The sequence below is a fragment of the Mesorhizobium sp. P3_A10 genome (genome assembly GCF_056403175.1).
Genome location: NZ_JBFUFZ010000003.1, coordinates 538,752 through 557,179, shown reverse-complemented (window position 1 = coordinate 557,179; position 18,428 = coordinate 538,752). Strand labels below are relative to the sequence as shown.

Below are 18,428 nucleotides of genomic sequence, written 5' to 3'. Positions count from 1 at the left end.
ACGATCAGGCCACGCCGAGCGAGGCCTTGTACAGCTTGATCTGCTTCTCGCGGCCGATCTGGTCGGTAAGCTTCTCCCAGGCGGCGGCGATGGCGTCGGCGCCTTCCTGTGCCTTCATCTTGCCGGCGAAGGTGTTGGCCAAAATGTCCTCGGCGGCGCTGTAGTACTGGAAGATGCCGGGGATGCGTGGCTCGATCGCCGCGTTCGGGTGGTTGTAGCTGTCGGCTTCCGACTTGAGATACGAGGTGATGAAGGCCTCGTCATAGCCGGCGGCCACCCATTCCGGAATGTTGAAATGGGAATTGCGGTAGGGCTGGAAGCCCGACGGATACGCCGCGCACCACAGCGACAGGTCCTTGCCGCCAAGATGGGCAGCAGCCGACCAGGCCGCCTTCTTCTTCTTTTCGTCGCTGTCGACGCGAGCCATGACGTAGACGCCCCAGCCGAGATAGGCGCAGTTCGGCGAGAAGTTCGGGCCGCTGGCCAGCGTGTCCCACTTGCCGGTCTTGGAGTTGTAGACATCGTCCGAGCCGGGCAGGATCGAGAAGCCGACCGTGTCGCCGATGACCGAGGAATCGTTGGTCTTGGCGTTGGAGCCGATGTCGCCCCACCACGGGATCATCGAGCCGGTACCGGCGAGGAACTGGCTGAAGCCTGTGGTGTTCGGATCGGCGTTGATCTGGTCGGCCGGTTCGAAAGGCAGCGCGTCGATCACATCCTGGATGGCACGCACCCAGGCCGGATTGTTGATGCGCGGCTTCATCGTGTCGGCGTCGAACAGCCAGGCCTTGTCGTCGGGATGCTTGGCATAGGCGGTGGCGCGGCTGCCAAGGAAGTAGAAGCCGAAACCGCCCCAGGCCTTGGGCGCGTCGAGATAGCCGTAGACGTCCTGGCCCTTGAACTTCTGGCCCTTGAGGAACTTGGTCACGGCCTGCACCTGCTGCCAGGTGGTCGGCACGCCCCACGGCGTCGTATTGCCGGCGGCTTTCCAGGCGTCGCCGAGATCCTTGTCAGAGAAGACATCGGTGCGATAGTTGAAATTGTGGCAGTCGCCATCCACCGTCACGCGGTATTGCTTGCCATCCCAGGTACCGACAGGCGGCTTGAGATAGCTGACCAGGTCGTCCATATCGATCTGCTTCTTGACCCAGTCCGGCATCTCGGAGGCCAGCCCCTTGCCGCAGACATCGCCTTCGAACGGCGCACCCATTTCGATGACGTCGAAGTCAACGGTGCCGGTGGCGATCGACTGCTGCAGGCGCGCGCCGTAGTCGGCCTGCGCCAGATCGATCCAGGTGAACTTGGCACCCGTGTAGTCTTCCCACGCCTTCAGGAAGCCGCGGTACAGCACATTGTGCAGGTTCTGGTTGTTGAGACCCATGAAGGTGAGTTCGACACCGGCGAACTCGCCTGGCTTGACGCTGGCCTTGGTGGCGCCAAGGCACATCTCACCGACCTTCTGGAAGTCGGCGTCGGTCGGTTGACCCTTGCCGACGCCCGGAACCTGCAGGATCTGCGCGCGCAGATCATCGGCGAAAGCCGGACGCGTCAATGCGCCGAGGCCGGCACCCGATGCCGCCGAGAGCGCGGCCATGCTGGCCGCTCCCTTGAGTATGTCGCGTCGGGTCGCCCCCGCGCGGAGCAATTTTTCGTAAAGACCGACTCTCATCTACCATTCCTCCCAGAACAACAGTCGTGACTTGACCAAACTTGAATTTGATATGCCAATCTCAGACGCCGAAACGTCTGCGGTTCTCCTATATCATATGGGGACTTGGGACCCCACCCTGCGTCGCCAGGAGTTCCGTTGACCGGATAAAGGGCCGGCTGTCGGATTGGCACTCGCACTATTCGCGTAATCGATTACCTTGTCAACAAGGGCGGATTTTTATCTATAAGATACTGGCTTGCCCTAACCGTTGGCAATGGCTAGCTTCACCGAAAACGATAGGGGGAGTGATGGCTCAAGTCGCGATCAGCAATGTGGCCAAGGCGTTCGGAACCGTCAAGGTGCTGCACGGTGTCAGCGTCGATATCGCCGACGGGCAGTTCGTGGTGCTGGTCGGGCCGTCCGGCTGCGGCAAGTCCACGCTGCTGAGGATGGTGGCCGGGCTGGAAACCATATCCGGCGGCACGATCGCCATCGGCGATCGTGTCGTCAACCATTTGCCGCCGGCCAAGCGCGACATCGCCATGGTGTTCCAGAACTATGCGCTCTATCCGCACAAGACGGTCGAGCAGAACATGGCTTTTGCCCTCAAACTGCGCAAAACCGACCCGGCCGTGGTTGCCGAACGGGTCAAGCGTGCCGCCGACATCCTCGACCTCAATCCCTATCTCAAGCGCTATCCGCGCCAGCTCTCGGGCGGCCAGCGCCAGCGCGTCGCGATGGGCCGCGCCATCGTGCGCAACCCGCAAGTGTTCCTGTTCGACGAGCCGCTCTCCAATCTCGACGCCAAGCTGCGCGTGCAGATGCGCACCGAGATCAAGGAATTGCACCAGCGACTGAAGACCACCACCATCTATGTCACCCACGACCAGATCGAGGCCATGACCATGGCCGACAAGATCGTGGTCATGCGCGATGGCCGCATCGAGCAGGTCGGCGCGCCGCTGGAATTGTTTGACCGGCCGGCCAATCTGTTCGTTGCCGGCTTCATCGGCTCGCCGTCGATGAACCTGCTCAAGGGCGTCGTGAAGAAGGGCGACAAGCCCGTCGTGGAGATCGCCGGCACGCAATTCCCGATCGCCGCCAACAGCAAGGTCGAGGACGGGCGCAGCGTCGTCTATGGCGTGCGACCCGAGCATCTCGAAATCCACCCTGACGGTGTTGCCGCCAAGATCTCGGTGGTCGAGCCGACCGGTTCCGAAACGCTGGTCTTCCTGCGCTTCGGCGAGGGCGAGATGGTGGCGCTGTTTCGCGAGCGCCACGATTTCAAGCCGGGCGACACGCTGCATCTGAAGCCGCGGCTTGACCAGGTGCATCTCTTCGACGCAGAGACCGGCAACCGGCTCTGATTTCACACCCCAATATCCGTTCGGGAGGAATTAAATGCTCAAAGGGATCAACCCGTTGCTCAATGCCGATGTGCTGCAGGCGCTGCGGGCGATGGGACACGGCGACGATTTGATCATCGCCGACACCAATTTCCCCGCCGATTCGGTGGCGCGCCAGACCGTGCTCGGCAAGCTGCTGCGCATCGACGCGTCGGCGGCGGATGTGGTCAAGGCGGTGCTGTCGCTCTACCCGCTGGATACGTTCGTCGACGATGCGGCCGCTCGCATGGAGATCGTCGGAAAGCCGGATGAAATTCCGCCCGTCCAAAAGGAAGTGCAAAGAGAGATCGACGCCGCCGAGGGCAAGGCCTGGCCGATGATCTCTGTCGAGCGCTATGCCTTCTATGAGCGCGCCAAGAAAGCCTATTGTGTCATCCAGACCGGCGAGCGCCGCTTCTATGGCTGCTTTGCCTTCCGCAAGGGCGTTGTCCCGCCGGACGCGGAGTAACACCATGGCCGCCGGCAAACCTGTGATCATATTGGGCGTCTTTGTCGCCGATACCGCTTATCGCGCCGATCGCCAGCCACGCATGGGCGAAACGATACTCGGCAACTCCTTCAAGCTCGGTCCTGGCGGCAAGGGGTCGAACCAGGCGGTGGCAGCCGGCAGACTGGGCGCCGACGTTACCTTCCTGACGCGGCTCGGCGTCGATGCCTTCGCCGATATGGCGAGGCAGACCTGGGCGCAGGCCGGTGTGAAGAGCGCCGTCATCGAGACGCCGCAAAGCTACACCGGCGCGGCCTACATTTTCGTCGAGGAGGCGAGCGGCAACAACGCCATCATCGTCAGCCCCGGTGCGGCGATGCTGATTTCACCCGCCGATATCGACGCCCATGCCGGCCTGATCGGCTCGGCCGGTGTCTTCGTCACCCAGCTCGAGCAGCCGATCGAGGCAGCAACGCGGGCGCTGGAGATCGCACGCGGGGCAGGGGTGACCACCATCCTTAACCCGGCGCCGGCGGCGAAGCTGCCGGATCGCATCTACACGCTTTGCGACTATGTCACGCCCAATGAGACCGAGGCCGAGGAGCTGACCGGCATCAAGGTCTCCTCCATTGACGACGCCCGCCGCGCCGCCGACAGCCTGCTCGAAAAGGGCGTCGGCGCCGTCATCGTCACGCTGGGCGAAAAAGGCGCGCTGCTGCACACCAAAGATCGTTCCGACCATGTCGGCGCAGTCAATGCCGGCCCGGTGGTCGAGACGACAGGTGCGGGCGATGCTTTCAATGGTGGCCTGGCCGCGGCGCTGTCGCGAGGCGTGGAACCGTTGCAAGCCATGCGCTTCGCCTGCGCCGTCGCCGGTATTTCGGTGACCCGGCCGGGCACGGCGCCGTCGATGCCGACGCTGGAGGAGGTCGAGGCGCTACTGGCGAAGCTTTGATCTCGACCATGTCCCATATGCGGCCTTACCAGTCTGGATCGTCGTCGAGCCAATAGGCATCAAGGCAGCCGAACTGGCGCGGGATGCCAAGCCGTCGTTTGGCGTCAAATGCCATCTCCGAAAGATGCCACCGCGAGTCGTTCTCAGTCGTATTGGGCACGATTGTGTACCCATCCGCGATCAACTGCAGCCTCATTTCCTCGAGGTGCCTTTTGAAGCCATTCTCGATTCGGCTTTGCTTGTAGCGCCGTCCGTGCGCGCATTCCTGGCTCAGAACGCCAGAATACATCTGGGCGCTGATCATTCTCAGTGCGTCTTCGGAGATTTGCTTAGCGGTGTCGTTGGAAAAGCATCGGCCTGCCGACGCCACCAGCATCGCGGCCAACAAGCCTGCCAGAAACCTCGCCACCTTAGTCCCTTCCGACCAAGGTGGCATATTAGCCACAGGTAATGTTAATCGGCAATCCGGTCTTGCGCCATTGGCACAAGTGTCCGGTAATGGGTCACCTTGTTTGGCACCGCAATTGCAGTGTCAGCAATGCCGGGGGCATCCATCGCCGCCGGGCAATCGGGGGGCAATCTGGGGGCCCCGCCGCTTCTCAAAAATGAAGCGGCGGGCTCTTTGCCGATTTGAAAGCCGCCTGAACCGCCGAAACATTGGGTGCTGGGCCATTATGTATTTTCCGCAATTTCTGGTGGGCATGTTCGCAACGTCGTTCGTCGTTGCGATCTGGGCCGGCATGGAAACTGGCTCCGTCTGGACGGCGCTCGGTTGGGCTGTTCTTGCAATGGCTATTCTTCAGCTTGGATACATCGGCCTCGTCGTCCGCCTGATCTACAGACGGAAAGCGGAAGGCATCGAGGGAAATGGTGCGAGCGGGGTCCAAGCCCGCGACCTCCGGCGTGACAGGCCGGCACTCTGACCGATTGAGCTACAATCCGGCGCTGTCATTGATCGCTGCAAGCGATCGATCTGAACTAACGCATTCAAGAAGGCATTCTTGACATCAACGTCGACATTTCTCCGGCACCAAGGATCGTGACCCTTGAAGAGAAATGGCGCGAGTGACGGGGCTCGAACCCGCGACCTCCGGCGTGACAGGCCGGCACTCTAACCAACTGAGCTACACCCGCGCATTGACGAGCACGTGTCAGCCGTGTTCGTCGTTGGGGCGGTGGATAAGGGGTTCGCCACCGGGTGTCAAGCGCACCTGGACAGCATAACAGCAAACAAGAGAAGGTTTTTTGACAAGCGGGATTTTGGTGTCAAAACCATCCGATGGCGAGGGGGCCGCCTGTTCATTTGGCCTTGCGAAGCCTGTCCCGACCGCTTAAAGGTCCGCGCCGGAGCGGGCGATTAGCTCAGTTGGTAGAGCGCTTCGTTTACACCGAAGATGTCGGCGGTTCGAGCCCGTCATCGCCCACCATATAACTGATTGAATATGTTGCGAAAGGTCTAATTTTCTTTCTGACTCAGATTGAGACGCGCTCTCCCAACAGGTAAATAGCAGGCAAGTCAGCCACGGTCGCACGAGTAGGCTCAGCACAAACTGGGCCGACAGCACGATTTCGAGCGCCTGTCGAAACCTCGTGTCTTTACCCCGATTGAGCCGATTTGCAGATCCCGGACGCCCGCAGATGGGCAGCTAGCACTCGTCCGTTGTGGGTTGCGGGCATCAGCCGAAGGACATGCAGGGCAGGTCGGCGTGTCACCCGATGGTGACCTTCATTGTCCGCGTTGCAAACAGCAGCTTTGCGCCCCATGTCGGACGTAGAGTCAGCCGTTGCCTCTGCCCGAAAGCAGACACCACCGGTCATAGAATCACGCTGTTCACCGGGGTCGGAACAGGAACGCGTCTTGCGAGTTCATATGCTGATTAACAGCGGAAAAATGCGCTGTTGCAACGCGCGATAGCGCCCGCTCGTGGAGGAAAACTATGGGTCTGGGTACCATTCTCATCATCGTTCTGATCATTGCCTTGCTAGGCGGCTTAAGCGGCTTGGGAGGCGGGCCGTTCTACGGGACCGGCTACTATGGCGGTGGTGGCCTCGGTTTGGTGCTGCTGATCGTCATCATTCTCGTTGTTCTCGGGCGCATCTAGCGCCACTTGAAGCCTGTATTCGAACCCGGCGCGGCCCAGGGAGCAGCGGGTTTTTAGTCGGAAGTCGAAACCGCATTCCCAGAGATACCGATGGCCCGCAAGCTTGATCTAAGAACTGGCCGGCCGGTCTGGTTCGCTTATCGCTCGCCTACGGTGCCGGCAACAAAACTCGCGCGCGACGTGAAGACCGACGTGCTGATTGTCGGCCTGGGCATCAGCGGCGCCATGATGGCGGAGGCATTGACGCGCGACGGCCACTCGGTGATCTCGATCGACCGGCGCGGCCCGCTGAAGGGTTCGACCCCGGCAACGACAGCGCTCGTGCAGTTCGAGATCGACCAGCCGCTGACAAAACTTTCGAGCATGATCGGCCAAGCGTCTGCGCAACAGGCGTGGCGCCGCTCGCGGCTTGCCGTGCTCAACCTTCGCGGGCGGATCGCCGAACTAGGCATCGACTGCGGAGCCGCCAGCATCCAGTCGCTCTATCTCGCCGGCAACGCGCTCGGACCCGCGCAATTGCACTATGAAGCGGAGGCCCGCAGGCAGGCGGGCATCGGCGCGACCTACCTGAGCCATGAACCATTGGCAGAAAAATTCGGCATCGACCGCGCCGCCGCCATTCTAAGCCACGACAACCTCGCACTCGATCCGCGCAAGCTCACCGCCGGCCTGCTGCTCAAGGCGCTGGCACGCAAGGCACGGTTTCATGCACCGGTCGAGGCGACAACCATCGAGGATAATCGGGACGAGGTTGTTGTCGGTACCAGCCTCGGCCCGACCATCACGGCCAAGCATGTGGTGCTGGCAACAGGCTTCGAACTAACCGACATCGTGCCGGCGACAGCGCACCGCATCATCTCGACATGGGCAATCGCCACCCATCAGCAGCCGCGCAACATCTGGCCGGGCGCCGCGTTCATCTGGGAAGCATCTGAACCCTATCTCTACATGCGTGCGACGGCGGACGGTCGCGCTATCTGCGGCGGCGAGGACGAGGATTTCATCGACGAGGACCTTCGCGATTCATTGACGGCGGACAAGTCTGCACGCATAGCCGAAAAACTCGGGCGACTGTTTCCGCATCTCGACACCAGGCCCGAATTCGCCTGGGCCGGCTCCTTCGGCACCACGACCACCGGTCTGCCCTATCTCGGCGCGCTCCCCCGGCATCCGCGCATTCATGCGGTGATGGGCTATGGCGGCAATGGCATCACCTTCTCGCAGATCGCCTCCGAGATCGTCTCCTCCGCGATTGGCGGCGCCGATGACATCGATGCAGAGCTGTTCGCATTCGGTCGTTAGGCTGGCAGCCCCACCCATTTCCGCGTCAGCGCTTCCAGAAATCGCGGTGAGAGCGAGGAGCCCGTCTTCAATCTCGAATACGGGTCCAACGACCTTGATTGGCTTCTGGCCGGAGCCGAGGACCGTCCGCGACGCGAGGCTCATGGTCGGGCTCTCGGCGTGGTCGCCAGTCTCCGCGAGGACCTTCGCTTCCTTGAAACCATAGACCAAGCGGCCGATATTAGCCCGATAGAGCGCCCTGAAAGCCAGGCGCAATCGAAGAAGGTGATGAACTCTGTCATCGACAAAGTCGCCGAGCGGTTGGGCAACACACGCGCCGTCTTCGGTAAGTGCTACATTCACCCACAAGTCTTCAACGCCTGGTCCGAAGGGCGTCTGCTGGGCAAATTGACGGATGCGAATAAGCGCAAGCGATCAAATACAAGGCCTCGATGACGAGGAAGCCCTCGTCTTGAGACGGTTGAAGGCTCAGCAGGGCTGATGCAAGGCGCACGAGTCGTTCGCTAGCCCCTCCTGAGCGCCTTACCCACTTTGAAGAAATCCGCCCAGGGATCGGCTTTGGCCAGCTGCTTCAGCGTCGTGGCATCGCCGATCGGAAAGGCGTTCGGCGCCAGCCCGGCTTCGATCTCCTCCCAGGTCACCGGCATCGACACGGTGGCGCCTTTCTTGGCGCGCGACGAATAGGGCGCGACCGTGGTCGAGCCGCGGCCGTTGCGCAGATAGTCGACAAAGATCTTGCCGGTGCGCGCCTTCTTCGACAGCGTCGCGGTATAGCGATCCGGTGCCGCCTGTTCCAAAGCGCGGGCGAAATCATGGGAGAAGGTTTTTGCCTCTTCCCAATCCGCCGACGGTATTAACGGCACGACGACATGGTAGCCCTTGCCGCCCGATGTCTTGACCAGGTTGGGCAAGGACAATTCATCAAGCCTCGCGCGGATGTCGAGTGCGGCTTCACGCACCGCCTTGGCGTCGATACCTTCGTCCGGGTCGAGATCGAAAACGATCTGGTCGGGCTTTTCCAGCTCGTCGATGGTGCAGCCCCAGATGTGGACCTCGACCACGCCGTTCTGAACCAAAGCGGCAAGGCCATCGAAGTCGCGGATGAACAAGATCTCCTCGCCATCCGTCGGGTCCTTCATCCTGGCGATCTTCTCATGCATGCCGGCCGATGCGTGCTTCTGGAAAAAGCGCGGGCCGCCAATACCGTCCGGCGCCCGCACCAGGCTGAGCGGCCGGTTGACGACGAATTGCTGCATGCGCGGCCAGACCAGCGCGTAGTGCTCGAGCAGATCCTGCTTGGAGATCTTTTCCTCGGGCCACAAAAGCTTCTCCGGATGGGAGAGCTTGACGACGGTTTGCGCCGTCCCGGCGGATTTCGTCGAAGCCGGCTTTGCCTTGCTCGCGACCGTCGGAGCATTCGGTTTTTCCTGCACGACTTCCTCCGCCGGCTTGTCTTCGCGCAATCCCTGGAACGATGCGTGGCGTATTATACGGTCGGAGGTCCAGCTGCGAAACTCCACTTCGCCGACCAATTCGGGCTTGACCCAGACCAGTCCCTTGCCCTTCGGCACAGCGGCGGCGAAGGGTGAAGCGTCTGCTTTCAAAGCGTCGAGTTTTTTCTTCAGATCGGTAGCCATCCTGGCCGAAAAGCCGGTGCCGACGCGGCCGGCATAGTGCAGCTTGCCGGCCTCGAAATAGCCGACCAGCAGCGAGCGCAGCCCGCGCCCGGTCTTTTCCGACGGCAGATAGCCGCCGATGACGAATTCCTGGCGCGCCGTGCATTTCGACTTCACCCAGGCCGGACCACGGCCGCTGCGATAAGGCGCATCGGCGCGCTTGGAGACGATGCCTTCCAGCCCCATGCGACAGGCGTGCTGCAGCATGACCTTGCCGGGTTCGGCAAAGTGGTCGCTGAAGCGGACTGCCGAATCGTCCGACGGTTTGCCGAGCAGGTCCTGCAGCGCCTGTTTGCGCTCGACCAGCGGCTCGCTGCGCAGATCTTGCCCGTCGAGACGCATCAGGTCGAAGACATAGTAGATGAAGCGATTGGTCCGGTTCGCCGACAGGTCCTGTTGCAGCAGCGAAAAGGACGAGACGCCATTGTCGGCCAGCACGACGATCTCGCCATCGATGATGGCATCGGTGCATTTCAACCGCCCGAGTTCGGCAACGATCTCGCCCCCGAATTTCTCCGTCCAGTCGAGGCCGGTGCGCGTCAGCAGCCGCACCTCGGTGCCGGCAAGCTGCGCCTGCATGCGGTAGCCGTCGAATTTGACTTCGTGCAGCCAGTCCTTTCCGGCCGGCGCATCCCTTTCCAACGTCGCCAGCGCCGGCTCGATGAAGTCGAGCCGCTTCGCCGCAACAAGCTTCGCCTTGCCGGCGGCTGGCTTGTTGGAATGCCAGACTTTCGACGCCTTGCCCTTGGCGGTCTTGCCTGCGCCGACCTCCTCGATCGTCAGGCCCGACTTCACAGATTGCGGGGCTTCCTCGAGGATGTCTTCGCCGGGGCGGGCGGCGGCATCGTCGGACTTGATCAACAGCCAGTTGTCGCGCTTCTCGCCCGCGCGGGGTTTCAATCTCACGAGATGCCAGAGGCCGTGGAGCTTGTGGCCGTCCAGCTCGAAGCTGATATGGCCTTTCTGCATCGCCTTGGCGGGATCGATCTCAGGCGTCCAGGTGCCCTCGTCCCAGACGATGACCGTGCCGCCGCCATACTCACCCTTGGGGATGGTGCCTTCGAACGGTGCATAGTCGATCGGATGGTCCTCGACATGCACGGCCAGCCGCTTCTCGTGCGGGTCGAGGCTTGGGCCGCGCGTCACCGCCCAGCTCCACAGCACGCCATCATGCTCGAGGCGAAGATCGTAGTGCAGCCTTGTCGCGTCATGCTTGTGGATGACGAAGATGCCGCCGGCCTTGCCCTTGCCGCTGCGCGAGACCTTGCCGGCCGGCTCGGCGGTCTTCTTGAAATCACGCTTGGAATGATACTGTTCGAGGTCGGCCATCTCCCCAATCCTCAGGCCGATTTACGTTTGGCGGGAGCGGCTTTCGGCTTCGCACCTTTCGCCGGCGACTTGGCTTTTGCCGACGAGGAGGCCTTTGATGAACCGCCATCCGAAGACAGGCTCTGCTTCAGCGCGTCGAACAGATTGACGACGTTGGAGGGTTTTGGCGCGGCCTGCGCCGCCGGCGCCTTCTTGCCGGCTTTCTTGGCGCGGATCAGTTCGAGCAGGGCATCCTCGTATTTGTCGTCGAATTTCGACGGATCGAACGTGGCTTTCTTCTTGTCGATGATGAGCTCGGCAAGATCGGTCATCTCCTGATCGGTCTTCACCGCCTTGATGTCGCCGAAGACGGTATCAGGCTGGCGCACGGTGTTGTCGTAGCGCAGCGTGGTCAGCACCATGCCCTTGCCCAGCGGCTCGATCACAACAGGACGTTCGCGGCTGTAAAGAACGATGCGGGCGAGCCCCGCCATTTTCTTGCCCGCCATGGCATCGCGGATGACGGCAAAGGCCTCCTCCGACACCTTGTCGGCCGGCGCCACATAATAGGGCGTATCGAGATAGAACTGCTGGATCGAGGATTTGTCGACGAAGCCGTCGAGGCTCATCGTGTGCGAGGATTCGATCTGCACCGCTTCGATCTCGTCCTCCTCGATGTGGACGAAGTCGCCGTCGCTGACCTCATAGCCCTTGATCTCGTCGCCATCGCCCAGCGGCTTGCCGGTTTGGGCGTCGACATAGATGCGTTTGACCGTATTGCCGGTCTTGCGGTTGAGCACCCGGAACGAGACCTTTTCGGTGTGCGTGACGACATTGGTCAGTTCGATGGCGCAGGTGACCAGCGACAGCTTCAGATAGCCTTTCCAGGCTGGACGAGGTGCCATGACAAACTCCCTGCGTGGTGCGGTTGAACCGAGAACGGGCAAGGTCATTCCCGGTTCCGTTCGTGCAAATAATGGCTGGCATCTTTCCCGCCGGCTTTTTGCAGATTCGCTGCCGGCGTCTTCAGGTCGATCCTGCTTTTCGGCTATTGGGTGCTTGCTCGTCCTTCCCGCGCAGCCTTCCCGGCGTCACATGGCACTCCGAACAACTCGAGATACCAGTGGCAGGTTCTGCATGGTGCTGGATAGTTTGCTTAGCGTTCTTCACATAGCACATGGGATTCCGATTAGGCCGTTGAACCACGAAGGGATTAGACAGCTGCAGATGCAACCAGATGACGGTTGAGAGGTTCTTGCTATGATTTTGAGTAAGGCTCGTGTCGTTCGCCAGCCAAAGGTGGTCACTTAATGGACGTATCCGTTTCGCGAATTGCAGACGACAATATCGCGGCGGGGAGGAGTGGTTTGCTGCTCATCCCTGACAATTATGACGCGTTCGCCGTGCGCGTGCTGGCGGCAAGAAGCTCAGTTCGCACCCTCGACCTAATGTATTACCTTTGGCACGATGACCACACCGGGCGCTTGCTTCTGCAGGAGGTTTTCCGGGCCGCTGAGCGCGGCGTGCGGGTGCGCATGCTCCTTGACGACGTCAACCCGTGCAGAAACGATTCCACCTATTTGGCGTTGAGCAATCATCCCAACATCGAAGTGAAGTTGTTCAATCCGAGTGGCATCAGACAAAGCAGCATCGTGCGGGGTGTGGAAGTTCTCTTGCGACTTTTTGCATTGACGAGGCGAATGCACAACAAGGCGTGGATCGCGGACGAAACGATCGCCATTGTCGGGGGACGCAATATAGGCGACGCCTATTTCGACGCGGCGGAAACCAATTTCCGGGATCTCGACGTTCTGCTCCTCGGTCCTGCGGTGCAGCAAACCGCTCAAATCTTTGAGGCCTTTTGGGTTTGCAACGAAGCAACACCGATTGGTGTACTCGGTTCAGTCGCCGAAACCACGCATGCTAGTCTGTTTGAAAGAAGCGATGCCGACAGCGAGTCAAAGCTCTTGAATGGGATCGGTGACCGCGGGTCCATCGCAGAGTTCATCGCGGCCAAGAACGATGTGCACTGGGTGGAACGAGTGCGGGTGATCTCCGATCCACCAGAGAAAGTGCGCGGTTGGAGGCGTCGTAGCTGGCTCATGAAGGAGCTACGCCCCATCATTCAATCGGCGCGCGAATGTCTGGAAATTGTATCCCCCTACTTCATCCCTGGCAAAAGGGGTTCGGCGATATTGTTGGACCTGATCAGCGAGGGGGTCGACGTTTCCGTTTTGACCAATTCCTTGGCCGCTACAGACGTCGCAGCGGTCCATGGGGCTTATGCAAACTATCGGAAGCGGTTGCTGAGAAATGGCGTCAAACTTTTCGAGCTTCAGCCCTTCAGCCGGCAGCCGGCGATCTCGGTATTTGGTTCCAAGGGCGCCAGTCTGCATACGAAAGCTTTCACAGTGGACGACAAGACCGGTTTCGTCGGTTCCTTCAATTTCGACCCTCGATCAGTGTCTTTGAATTCGGAAATGGGAGTGCTCTTTGAGGATGAGAAACTAGTCGCAGAAGTGCGGCACCGGTTTCAAACGGAAATCGCACCGGAAGCGAGCTATAGGCTCGAATTGAAAAACAATGTTCTGCATTGGCACGGCTGCGACGAAGGCAAGCTTCAGGACTATACCCATGAACCTGAAGCCGGAATTTCTCGCCGGGTCCTGGCGGCATTGGTCCGCCACCTTCCGATCGAGTCCCAGCTGTAGCCAGCAAGATTGCACCACCGATCCCCTCGCCAATCCTGGAAGCTGCGTCGCCTTGCCGCGATTTTGGTCTCCCGCGCTCACCGACTGATGGGCACGTCAAGCCGGCGTCCCCAATGCGCTTTTCCCAAGCTTGTGGTACCATCAGTCGCGCATTGTGATGACTATCCAATTGGGGGCGGTCATGGAGCGAAAGCTCGCTGCCATTCTTGCCGCGGACGTGGTCGGCTACTCCGCTTTGATGGAGCAGGACGAACAGGGCACGTTCGAGCGTCTCAAGGCCGGCCGCAAGGAACTCTTCGAACCCGAAATTGCCTGCCACCATGGCCATACCTTCAAGCTCATGGGCGACGGCCTGCTGGCAGAGTTCTCCAGCGTCGTGGACGCCGTCGAATGCGCCGTGGCGCTGCAAAAAGGCCTCGCGGAGCGCAACGCGGCCGTTCCAAAGGATCAGCGGTTCCAGATACCCCACGTTGAGGACTAGAGGTCGACTTTGGTGACGTGATCCTTGTAGCTTTGCTTGGGGTCGAACCCGAGCAGCATTTTGATGCCGGCCATCACACTCGATCCATCCAGCCAAATCACTGCCTCTTGCGGATCGAACCGCAGCAACGCAAGCTTGGTGTCCTCTTTCCCGCCTTCAAACCAGGCGGCCACAAAGCGGTTCCAAAGGCGGTCGATCGTCGCGCTATCGTTGTGCAGCCGAAGCTCGCCTTGAACCGTCGCGAACAGATTGTGGCCCTTCGAGGTGAAGGTAGCGGTCGCCTTTCTGGCGGCTGTCAGCCCCTGAACAAGTTCAGTATCCTTCGCAGTGAAGAACCATATCGGGCCGTTTTGGTCATCCTCAAGCTGTGCTGTCATCGGACGAGGGATGACCTTCGACCCATCAATGCCAATCATCATTGTCATGTCGGATTTCAGCGACTTCCAGAATTTGGCTTCAAGCTCGGCAGGAGTCGGCATCTGTACTTCCCTTCACGATTGCGAAAAAAGGCAAACGACCGCGGGCGATCTCCGTTCCAACCAGCAAGCAAAGATCCACTGGAGGCGGAAGGCGCGGGCCGGCTGAGTGGACCGCTGGCTTAGGTCGGCCAAGACTGACCTCCTCCTCAGCTGGCTTCGCGTATGGGCTATGGCACGCCACCCTAGACGACCAGCGATGACGGCTTGGGCAGGGCATGGGCCGTTCATGCTGGAGGTCGGGATTTCCTCGACACGCCAGATAGCTCGCTTCTGGAATCTCGCGAAGCCAGCTGCACGGCGCGCGGCGACTAAGGAGACCGTGTTGGCGATATCCGCTTCCACCACTGCCTTGAAAACTTACAACGTCGCTGAAAAGCCGCGCGCTGTGCGCATCGATCCCGCCGCAGAAGCGTGGCCTGGTGAGGCGCGCCCTTCAGCCACTGGCGTCACCAAGGTCATCGAGGATGCCCTTCGCGCCGCAGGCTTGATGCGCTAGCCATCCGCGCGGTCATTGGAACTCGCCGCAACGGCGGGAGTTGTCCCCCAGCAGTGGAGGACAAAAATGGCGAAAGCGCCCAAACGAACGATTTGACCAATACGCAGACGCTGCACGGCAAAGCGTTCCAGGTGAACGAAAACACCGTCGAGGACGGAGAGCCAATCGCGTCAACGTCGCCCAAACGCGTTTGAAGCTGCGTCGTTGCAACAATCTAACAGGGTTGGCTTATTTTGATAAAAGGGGCAGGTCCAATGCGGACCTACCCTTTTTTGCGACTGAATCTGAACTCGCGAGAGCGGCTCGACTTACGACATTTTCACCTTCGGCTCCCGATCCCACAGGCGCAGTGCGCCCAGCTCGCCAAGAAAGCCGGCGACGTCTTTTGGGCCGGTCAATGCGATGACACCCTTGTCGAGACTGTCCGCGATGCCGGCCTTCTCGAAAAGCGCCGTCGCCGCTTCGACGTAACCGATGAATTTGCAATGCGCGAAAGCGTCGGCAACAAAATCACGGGCGGTCGATTCCCTCACCAGACTGGCGACGGCCGCCTGCGAGGGCAGCAGCGCCACCGCGTCGTAGAGGACGGATGGAGCGCCGGCGAGCATCTGGTCCGCTTCGATCAAACTGCCGTCGCTGGCCTTCGCACCGCCAACCTTCGGAGCGATGATCTCGAAACTTGCGCCGGCCTTCGCCAAGGCCGAAGTCAGGGCCTTGAGCAGTACCGCGTCGGAGCCGTCGGTGACGAGGATTCCGAGCTTGCGGCCTTTGAACTGCTGAGGGCCGTTTTCCAGGATGCTGAGTGAGGGCGCGGCGCCAAGATCCTGGCGGGTGGCAACAGCCGCATCGGCCGGTTTCGGCATCACCTTCAATCCGAGATCAGCGGCAACCTTCTTGGCGAGCCCATCATCGATGTTGAGAAGGTGCGACACCATCCGTTCGCGAATGACCGGCGTCTTCACCTTGCTCAGTTCGAAGGTCAAAGCAGCCGCGATATGTCCTTGCTCCGTCGGTGTCTGGCTGGTGTAGAACTGCCGGGCCTGGCTGTAGTGATCGGCAAAGCTCTCGGCGCGAATGCGCTGCTTGGGACCTTCTTCCGTCTCGGCAAACGGCCGGAAACCGCGTTCCGGAGACTCTCTTGGACCTTCGCCGAACGAATTCGGCTGGTAGTTCACGCGTCCGACCGGATTGCGCATGGCCATGTGGCCATCCTGCTGGAAATGATGGAACGGGCACTTTGGCGCGTTGATTGGAATATGCGTGAAATTGGGTCCGCCGAGCCGCTTTATCTGCGTATCGAGGTAGGAAAAATTCCGTCCTTGCAGCAGCGGGTCGTTGGAGAAATCGATGCCGGGCGGAACATTCTGCGTCATGAACGCGACCTGCTCGGTCTCGGCGAAGAAATTGTCGGGCATGCGGTCGAGCACCAGACGACCGACCGGCATCGGCGCCAGGATTTCTTCGGGGATCAGCTTGGTGGCGTCGAGCACGTCGAAATCAAAACTGTCGGCAAACGCCTGGTCGAACAGTTGCAACTGCAGCTCCCACTCCGGAAAATTACCGGCCTGGATCGACTCCCACAGGTCGCGGCGATGGAAATCCGGATCGGCGCCATTGATCTTCACCGCCTCGTTCCAGGCCACCGATTGCATGCCGAGCTTCGGCTTCCAGTGAAACTTGACGAAGGTGGATTCGTCCTTGGCATTGACCATCCTGAAGGTGTGGACACCGAAGCCCTCCATGAAGCGCAAGGAGCGCGGGATGGCCCGATCCGACATGACCCACATGATCATGTGCATGCTTTCAGGCGTCAGCGAAATGAAGTCCCAGAAATTGTCATGCGCCGACTGGGCCTGCGGGAAGCCGCGATCGGGCTCTTCCTTGACCGAATGGACGAGATCCGGAAACTTGATGGCGTCCTGGATGAAGAACACCGGGATGTTGTTGCCGACAATGTCCCAGTTGCCTTCCTGGGTGTAGAGCTTGACGGCGAACCCGCGCACGTCGCGCGCCAGATCGGCCGATCCCTTGCTGCCGGCGACAGTGGAGAAACGCACGAAGGCCGGAGTCTTTTCACCGGCGCGCTGGAAGATATCGGCTCGGGTGTATTTGGCCAGCGATTCATAGGTTTCGAAATAGCCGTGGGCACCGTAGCCGCGCGCATGGACGACGCGCTCCGGGATGCGCTCGTGGTCGAAATGAAAGATCTTCTCGCGGAAATGGAAGTCTTCGAGAACCGTGGGGCCGCGCGCGCCGATCTTCAGCGAATTCTGGTCATCCGACACCGGGCCACCTTGTGCCGTGGTCAGCAACGGCACATCGCCTTCGGCCGTCTGGTGAAGTTCGCCGCCTTCGCCGCGCATCAGCTTCTGATCGTGGATGGCAGCAAGGGTGCCGTTCGGGTTGCGCGACGACTTGGCCATGGCATGTTCCTTGTGAGCGGTGCGGGATTGTACCTCTTCACAATGCTGCGTCCTGCAAGCGGTTCCGCCCGTTTGGCGAATAACTGGGCGATACTGGTGATCTCTTCAGGTCATCTGCAGAGGTCGCTTCGTGTGCCCGTTTCCCGGTAGAAGGCAGATGGCGAACGCCGCTGACGCTCCCACCATCGGCTGTCACCTGGCTACCGGCAACGTCAAATCATCGAGCATACCGAGTGCCGTGCTGGGTTTGGTCGGCTGGAGAAGTCCCTGTTTGGAAGCCGCGTTTCTGAATGCATCGAAGGCCACTGCTGGCTTGCAAATCCCGTCTTTCGCAGCTGCCAGCAGACGAGCGGCTTCGTGATATGTTGCGGCCTCTTTGTTCCGCCATTGGCACGCCAGCGCTTTCTGTGCATCCGGGATGGATGAAACCACCATCGTGGTTCCGTCTACAAAACGGATTTTGAGAGGAAGAAATCTACTCATGACCTGGTTCCCTGGATGCGTCTGGGCGTGGTTTTCATTTGAACGGGCAATAACGCCGAAGGACCAACCTGGTTGCATCGTCGAAACGAAAGCCGACTGGGGAACGAGTCGCGCCAGACGGCCGCCAATCTTGCGAAGCCGTCCACCAGACATGAAGCCGGCTAGACCACTCAGGTTCCGAGGCGCTTCAATCGCTCACACAATCTGAGCTTTGGAGGAACCTCCCCGATTCCGCAGCGTTCTGAATGAGTTGATCACCCCCAAAGGAGCGCGTATCGTCATGGGAAGCACAAGCGACAAAGCGGCCGGCCTTGCAAACCAGGCAGCCGGCAACGTGAAGCAGGGCGTCGGCAAGGCCGTTGGCAATGACAGGCTGAGAGCTGAGGGCGTAGCGCAGGAAGCGAAAGGCAAAGTCCAGAAGGCTGTTGGCGACGCGAAGTCCGCAGTCAAGGACGCTACAACCAAAACAGCGGCAGCGATCAATAAGAAGCTGTGAGTTTCAAGAAGGGTCAGCGCGTCTACGCTGGC

General features: G+C 60.4%; 17 protein-coding genes, 3 tRNA genes and 1 pseudogene. 11 read left to right on the top strand and 10 right to left on the bottom strand.

Features of this window, described 5'->3' with window-relative positions; all coding sequences use genetic code 11:
• Positions 1–4 precede the first annotated feature (4 nt).
• Entirely contained in the window at positions 5–1,669 is a 1,665-nt protein-coding gene (locus AC1DXU_RS15720; RefSeq protein ID WP_477369887.1) for an ABC transporter substrate-binding protein, read from the bottom strand.
• A 290-nt stretch (positions 1,670–1,959) separates the two neighbouring features.
• On the opposite strand from AC1DXU_RS15720, the gene AC1DXU_RS15715 reads away from it, so the two are divergent.
• The 3 genes from AC1DXU_RS15715 to rbsK are packed head-to-tail and all read left to right on the top strand — an operon-like array spanning position 1,960 to position 4,439.
• Positions 1,960–3,018 carry an ABC transporter ATP-binding protein gene (locus tag AC1DXU_RS15715; RefSeq protein WP_477317379.1) on the top strand — a complete coding sequence of 353 codons (1,059 nt, stop codon included), beginning with the start codon at positions 1,960–1,962 and terminating at the stop codon, positions 3,016–3,018.
• Positions 3,019–3,052: 34 nt separating this feature from the next.
• Complete coding sequence (locus AC1DXU_RS15710; RefSeq protein WP_477317381.1) at positions 3,053–3,505, top strand: RbsD/FucU family protein; 453 nt, start codon at positions 3,053–3,055, stop codon at positions 3,503–3,505.
• A gap of 4 nt (positions 3,506–3,509) precedes the next feature.
• Entirely contained in the window at positions 3,510–4,439 is a 930-nt protein-coding gene (rbsK, locus tag AC1DXU_RS15705) for a ribokinase (protein ID WP_477369884.1), read from the top strand.
• 25 nt (positions 4,440–4,464) lie between these two features.
• Here rbsK and AC1DXU_RS15700 read toward each other — a convergent pair whose 3' ends face one another.
• The 4 genes from AC1DXU_RS15700 to AC1DXU_RS15685 form a co-directional block, all read right to left on the bottom strand.
• A complete protein-coding gene (locus tag AC1DXU_RS15700; protein ID WP_477369881.1) occupies positions 4,465–4,848 on the bottom strand; it encodes a hypothetical protein in 384 nt (127 codons plus the stop codon).
• 190 nt (positions 4,849–5,038) lie between these two features.
• Complete coding sequence (locus AC1DXU_RS15695) at positions 5,039–5,326, bottom strand: hypothetical protein (RefSeq protein WP_477369878.1); 288 nt, start codon at positions 5,324–5,326, stop codon at positions 5,039–5,041.
• A tRNA-Asp gene (locus AC1DXU_RS15690) sits at positions 5,308–5,375 on the bottom strand. Before AC1DXU_RS15690 ends, AC1DXU_RS15695 begins: the two co-directional genes overlap by 19 nt.
• Before the next feature lie 121 nt (positions 5,376–5,496).
• Positions 5,497–5,573: transfer RNA gene (locus AC1DXU_RS15685), tRNA-Asp, on the bottom strand.
• Positions 5,574–5,790: 217 nt separating this feature from the next.
• Between AC1DXU_RS15685 and AC1DXU_RS15680 the strand changes: the two genes are divergently transcribed.
• From AC1DXU_RS15680 to AC1DXU_RS15665, 4 genes are all read left to right on the top strand, one after another.
• Positions 5,791–5,866 (top strand) — tRNA-Val (locus AC1DXU_RS15680).
• A gap of 510 nt (positions 5,867–6,376) precedes the next feature.
• Positions 6,377–6,541 (top strand): DUF3309 family protein, encoded by a 165-nt coding sequence (locus AC1DXU_RS15675; RefSeq protein ID WP_477369875.1) that lies wholly within the window; start codon positions 6,377–6,379, stop codon positions 6,539–6,541.
• A gap of 90 nt (positions 6,542–6,631) precedes the next feature.
• Positions 6,632–7,843, top strand: a complete 1,212-nt coding sequence (locus AC1DXU_RS15670; protein ID WP_477369873.1) for an NAD(P)/FAD-dependent oxidoreductase — start codon at positions 6,632–6,634, stop codon at positions 7,841–7,843.
• A 159-nt stretch (positions 7,844–8,002) separates the two neighbouring features.
• Positions 8,003–8,278, top strand: coding sequence for a hypothetical protein (locus AC1DXU_RS15665; RefSeq protein WP_477369870.1), 276 nt, complete (start codon positions 8,003–8,005; stop codon positions 8,276–8,278).
• A gap of 68 nt (positions 8,279–8,346) precedes the next feature.
• On the opposite strand, the gene ligD is transcribed toward AC1DXU_RS15665, so the two are convergent.
• The gene (ligD, locus tag AC1DXU_RS15660; RefSeq protein WP_477369867.1) at positions 8,347–10,848 is read right to left on the bottom strand and encodes a DNA ligase D; all 2,502 of its coding nucleotides are present in this window, start codon (positions 10,846–10,848) and stop codon (positions 8,347–8,349) included.
• An 11-nt stretch (positions 10,849–10,859) separates the two neighbouring features.
• Complete coding sequence (gene ku / locus AC1DXU_RS15655; protein ID WP_477369864.1) at positions 10,860–11,732, bottom strand: non-homologous end joining protein Ku; 873 nt, start codon at positions 11,730–11,732, stop codon at positions 10,860–10,862.
• 405 nt (positions 11,733–12,137) lie between these two features.
• On the opposite strand from ku, the gene AC1DXU_RS15650 reads away from it, so the two are divergent.
• Entirely contained in the window at positions 12,138–13,538 is a 1,401-nt protein-coding gene (locus AC1DXU_RS15650; RefSeq protein WP_477369861.1) for a phospholipase D family protein, read from the top strand.
• Between the two features lie 181 nt (positions 13,539–13,719).
• A pseudogene (locus AC1DXU_RS15645) lies at positions 13,720–14,001 on the top strand (adenylate/guanylate cyclase domain-containing protein); the annotation flags it as partial.
• Positions 14,002–14,015: 14 nt separating this feature from the next.
• Here AC1DXU_RS15645 and AC1DXU_RS15640 read toward each other — a convergent pair.
• Positions 14,016–14,498, bottom strand: coding sequence for a pyridoxamine 5'-phosphate oxidase family protein (locus AC1DXU_RS15640; protein WP_477369858.1), 483 nt, complete (start codon positions 14,496–14,498; stop codon positions 14,016–14,018).
• Between the two features lie 226 nt (positions 14,499–14,724).
• Here AC1DXU_RS15640 and AC1DXU_RS15635 point away from each other — a divergent pair, with 226 nt between their 5' ends.
• Complete coding sequence (locus tag AC1DXU_RS15635) at positions 14,725–14,994, top strand: hypothetical protein (RefSeq protein WP_477369855.1); 270 nt, start codon at positions 14,725–14,727, stop codon at positions 14,992–14,994.
• A gap of 308 nt (positions 14,995–15,302) precedes the next feature.
• Here the strand turns inward: AC1DXU_RS15635 and katE are convergent, their stop codons facing one another.
• Both katE and AC1DXU_RS15625 read right to left on the bottom strand, forming a co-directional pair.
• The gene (katE, locus tag AC1DXU_RS15630) at positions 15,303–17,417 is read right to left on the bottom strand and encodes a catalase (RefSeq protein WP_477369852.1); all 2,115 of its coding nucleotides are present in this window, start codon (positions 17,415–17,417) and stop codon (positions 15,303–15,305) included.
• Between the two features lie 192 nt (positions 17,418–17,609).
• Positions 17,610–17,900: a DUF982 domain-containing protein gene (locus AC1DXU_RS15625; protein ID WP_477315214.1), complete on the bottom strand. Its 291-nt coding sequence runs from the start codon at positions 17,898–17,900 to the stop codon at positions 17,610–17,612.
• Between the two features lie 250 nt (positions 17,901–18,150).
• Here AC1DXU_RS15625 and AC1DXU_RS15620 point away from each other — a divergent pair, with 250 nt between their 5' ends.
• Entirely contained in the window at positions 18,151–18,396 is a 246-nt protein-coding gene (locus tag AC1DXU_RS15620; RefSeq protein ID WP_477369849.1) for a CsbD family protein, read from the top strand.
• Positions 18,397–18,428 lie beyond the last annotated feature (32 nt).

Bases quoted from the DNA above. Each gene is read 5' to 3' on its own strand.
- AC1DXU_RS15720 (WP_477369887.1), bottom strand. From the start codon at position 1,669: ATGAGAGTCGGTCTTTACGAAAAATTGCTCCGCGCGGGGGCGACCCGA.
- AC1DXU_RS15715 (WP_477317379.1), top strand. From the start codon at position 1,960: ATGGCTCAAGTCGCGATCAGCAATGTGGCCAAGGCGTTCGGAACCGTC.
- AC1DXU_RS15710 (WP_477317381.1), top strand. From the start codon at position 3,053: ATGCTCAAAGGGATCAACCCGTTGCTCAATGCCGATGTGCTGCAGGCG.
- rbsK (WP_477369884.1), top strand. From the start codon at position 3,510: ATGGCCGCCGGCAAACCTGTGATCATATTGGGCGTCTTTGTCGCCGAT.
- AC1DXU_RS15675 (WP_477369875.1), top strand. From the start codon at position 6,377: ATGGGTCTGGGTACCATTCTCATCATCGTTCTGATCATTGCCTTGCTA.
- AC1DXU_RS15670 (WP_477369873.1), top strand. From the start codon at position 6,632: ATGGCCCGCAAGCTTGATCTAAGAACTGGCCGGCCGGTCTGGTTCGCT.
- ligD (WP_477369867.1), bottom strand. From the start codon at position 10,848: ATGGCCGACCTCGAACAGTATCATTCCAAGCGTGATTTCAAGAAGACC.
- ku (WP_477369864.1), bottom strand. From the start codon at position 11,732: ATGGCACCTCGTCCAGCCTGGAAAGGCTATCTGAAGCTGTCGCTGGTC.
- AC1DXU_RS15650 (WP_477369861.1), top strand. From the start codon at position 12,138: ATGGACGTATCCGTTTCGCGAATTGCAGACGACAATATCGCGGCGGGG.
- AC1DXU_RS15640 (WP_477369858.1), bottom strand. From the start codon at position 14,498: ATGCCGACTCCTGCCGAGCTTGAAGCCAAATTCTGGAAGTCGCTGAAA.
- AC1DXU_RS15635 (WP_477369855.1), top strand. From the start codon at position 14,725: ATGCTGGAGGTCGGGATTTCCTCGACACGCCAGATAGCTCGCTTCTGG.
- katE (WP_477369852.1), bottom strand. From the start codon at position 17,417: ATGGCCAAGTCGTCGCGCAACCCGAACGGCACCCTTGCTGCCATCCAC.
- AC1DXU_RS15625 (WP_477315214.1), bottom strand. From the start codon at position 17,900: ATGAGTAGATTTCTTCCTCTCAAAATCCGTTTTGTAGACGGAACCACG.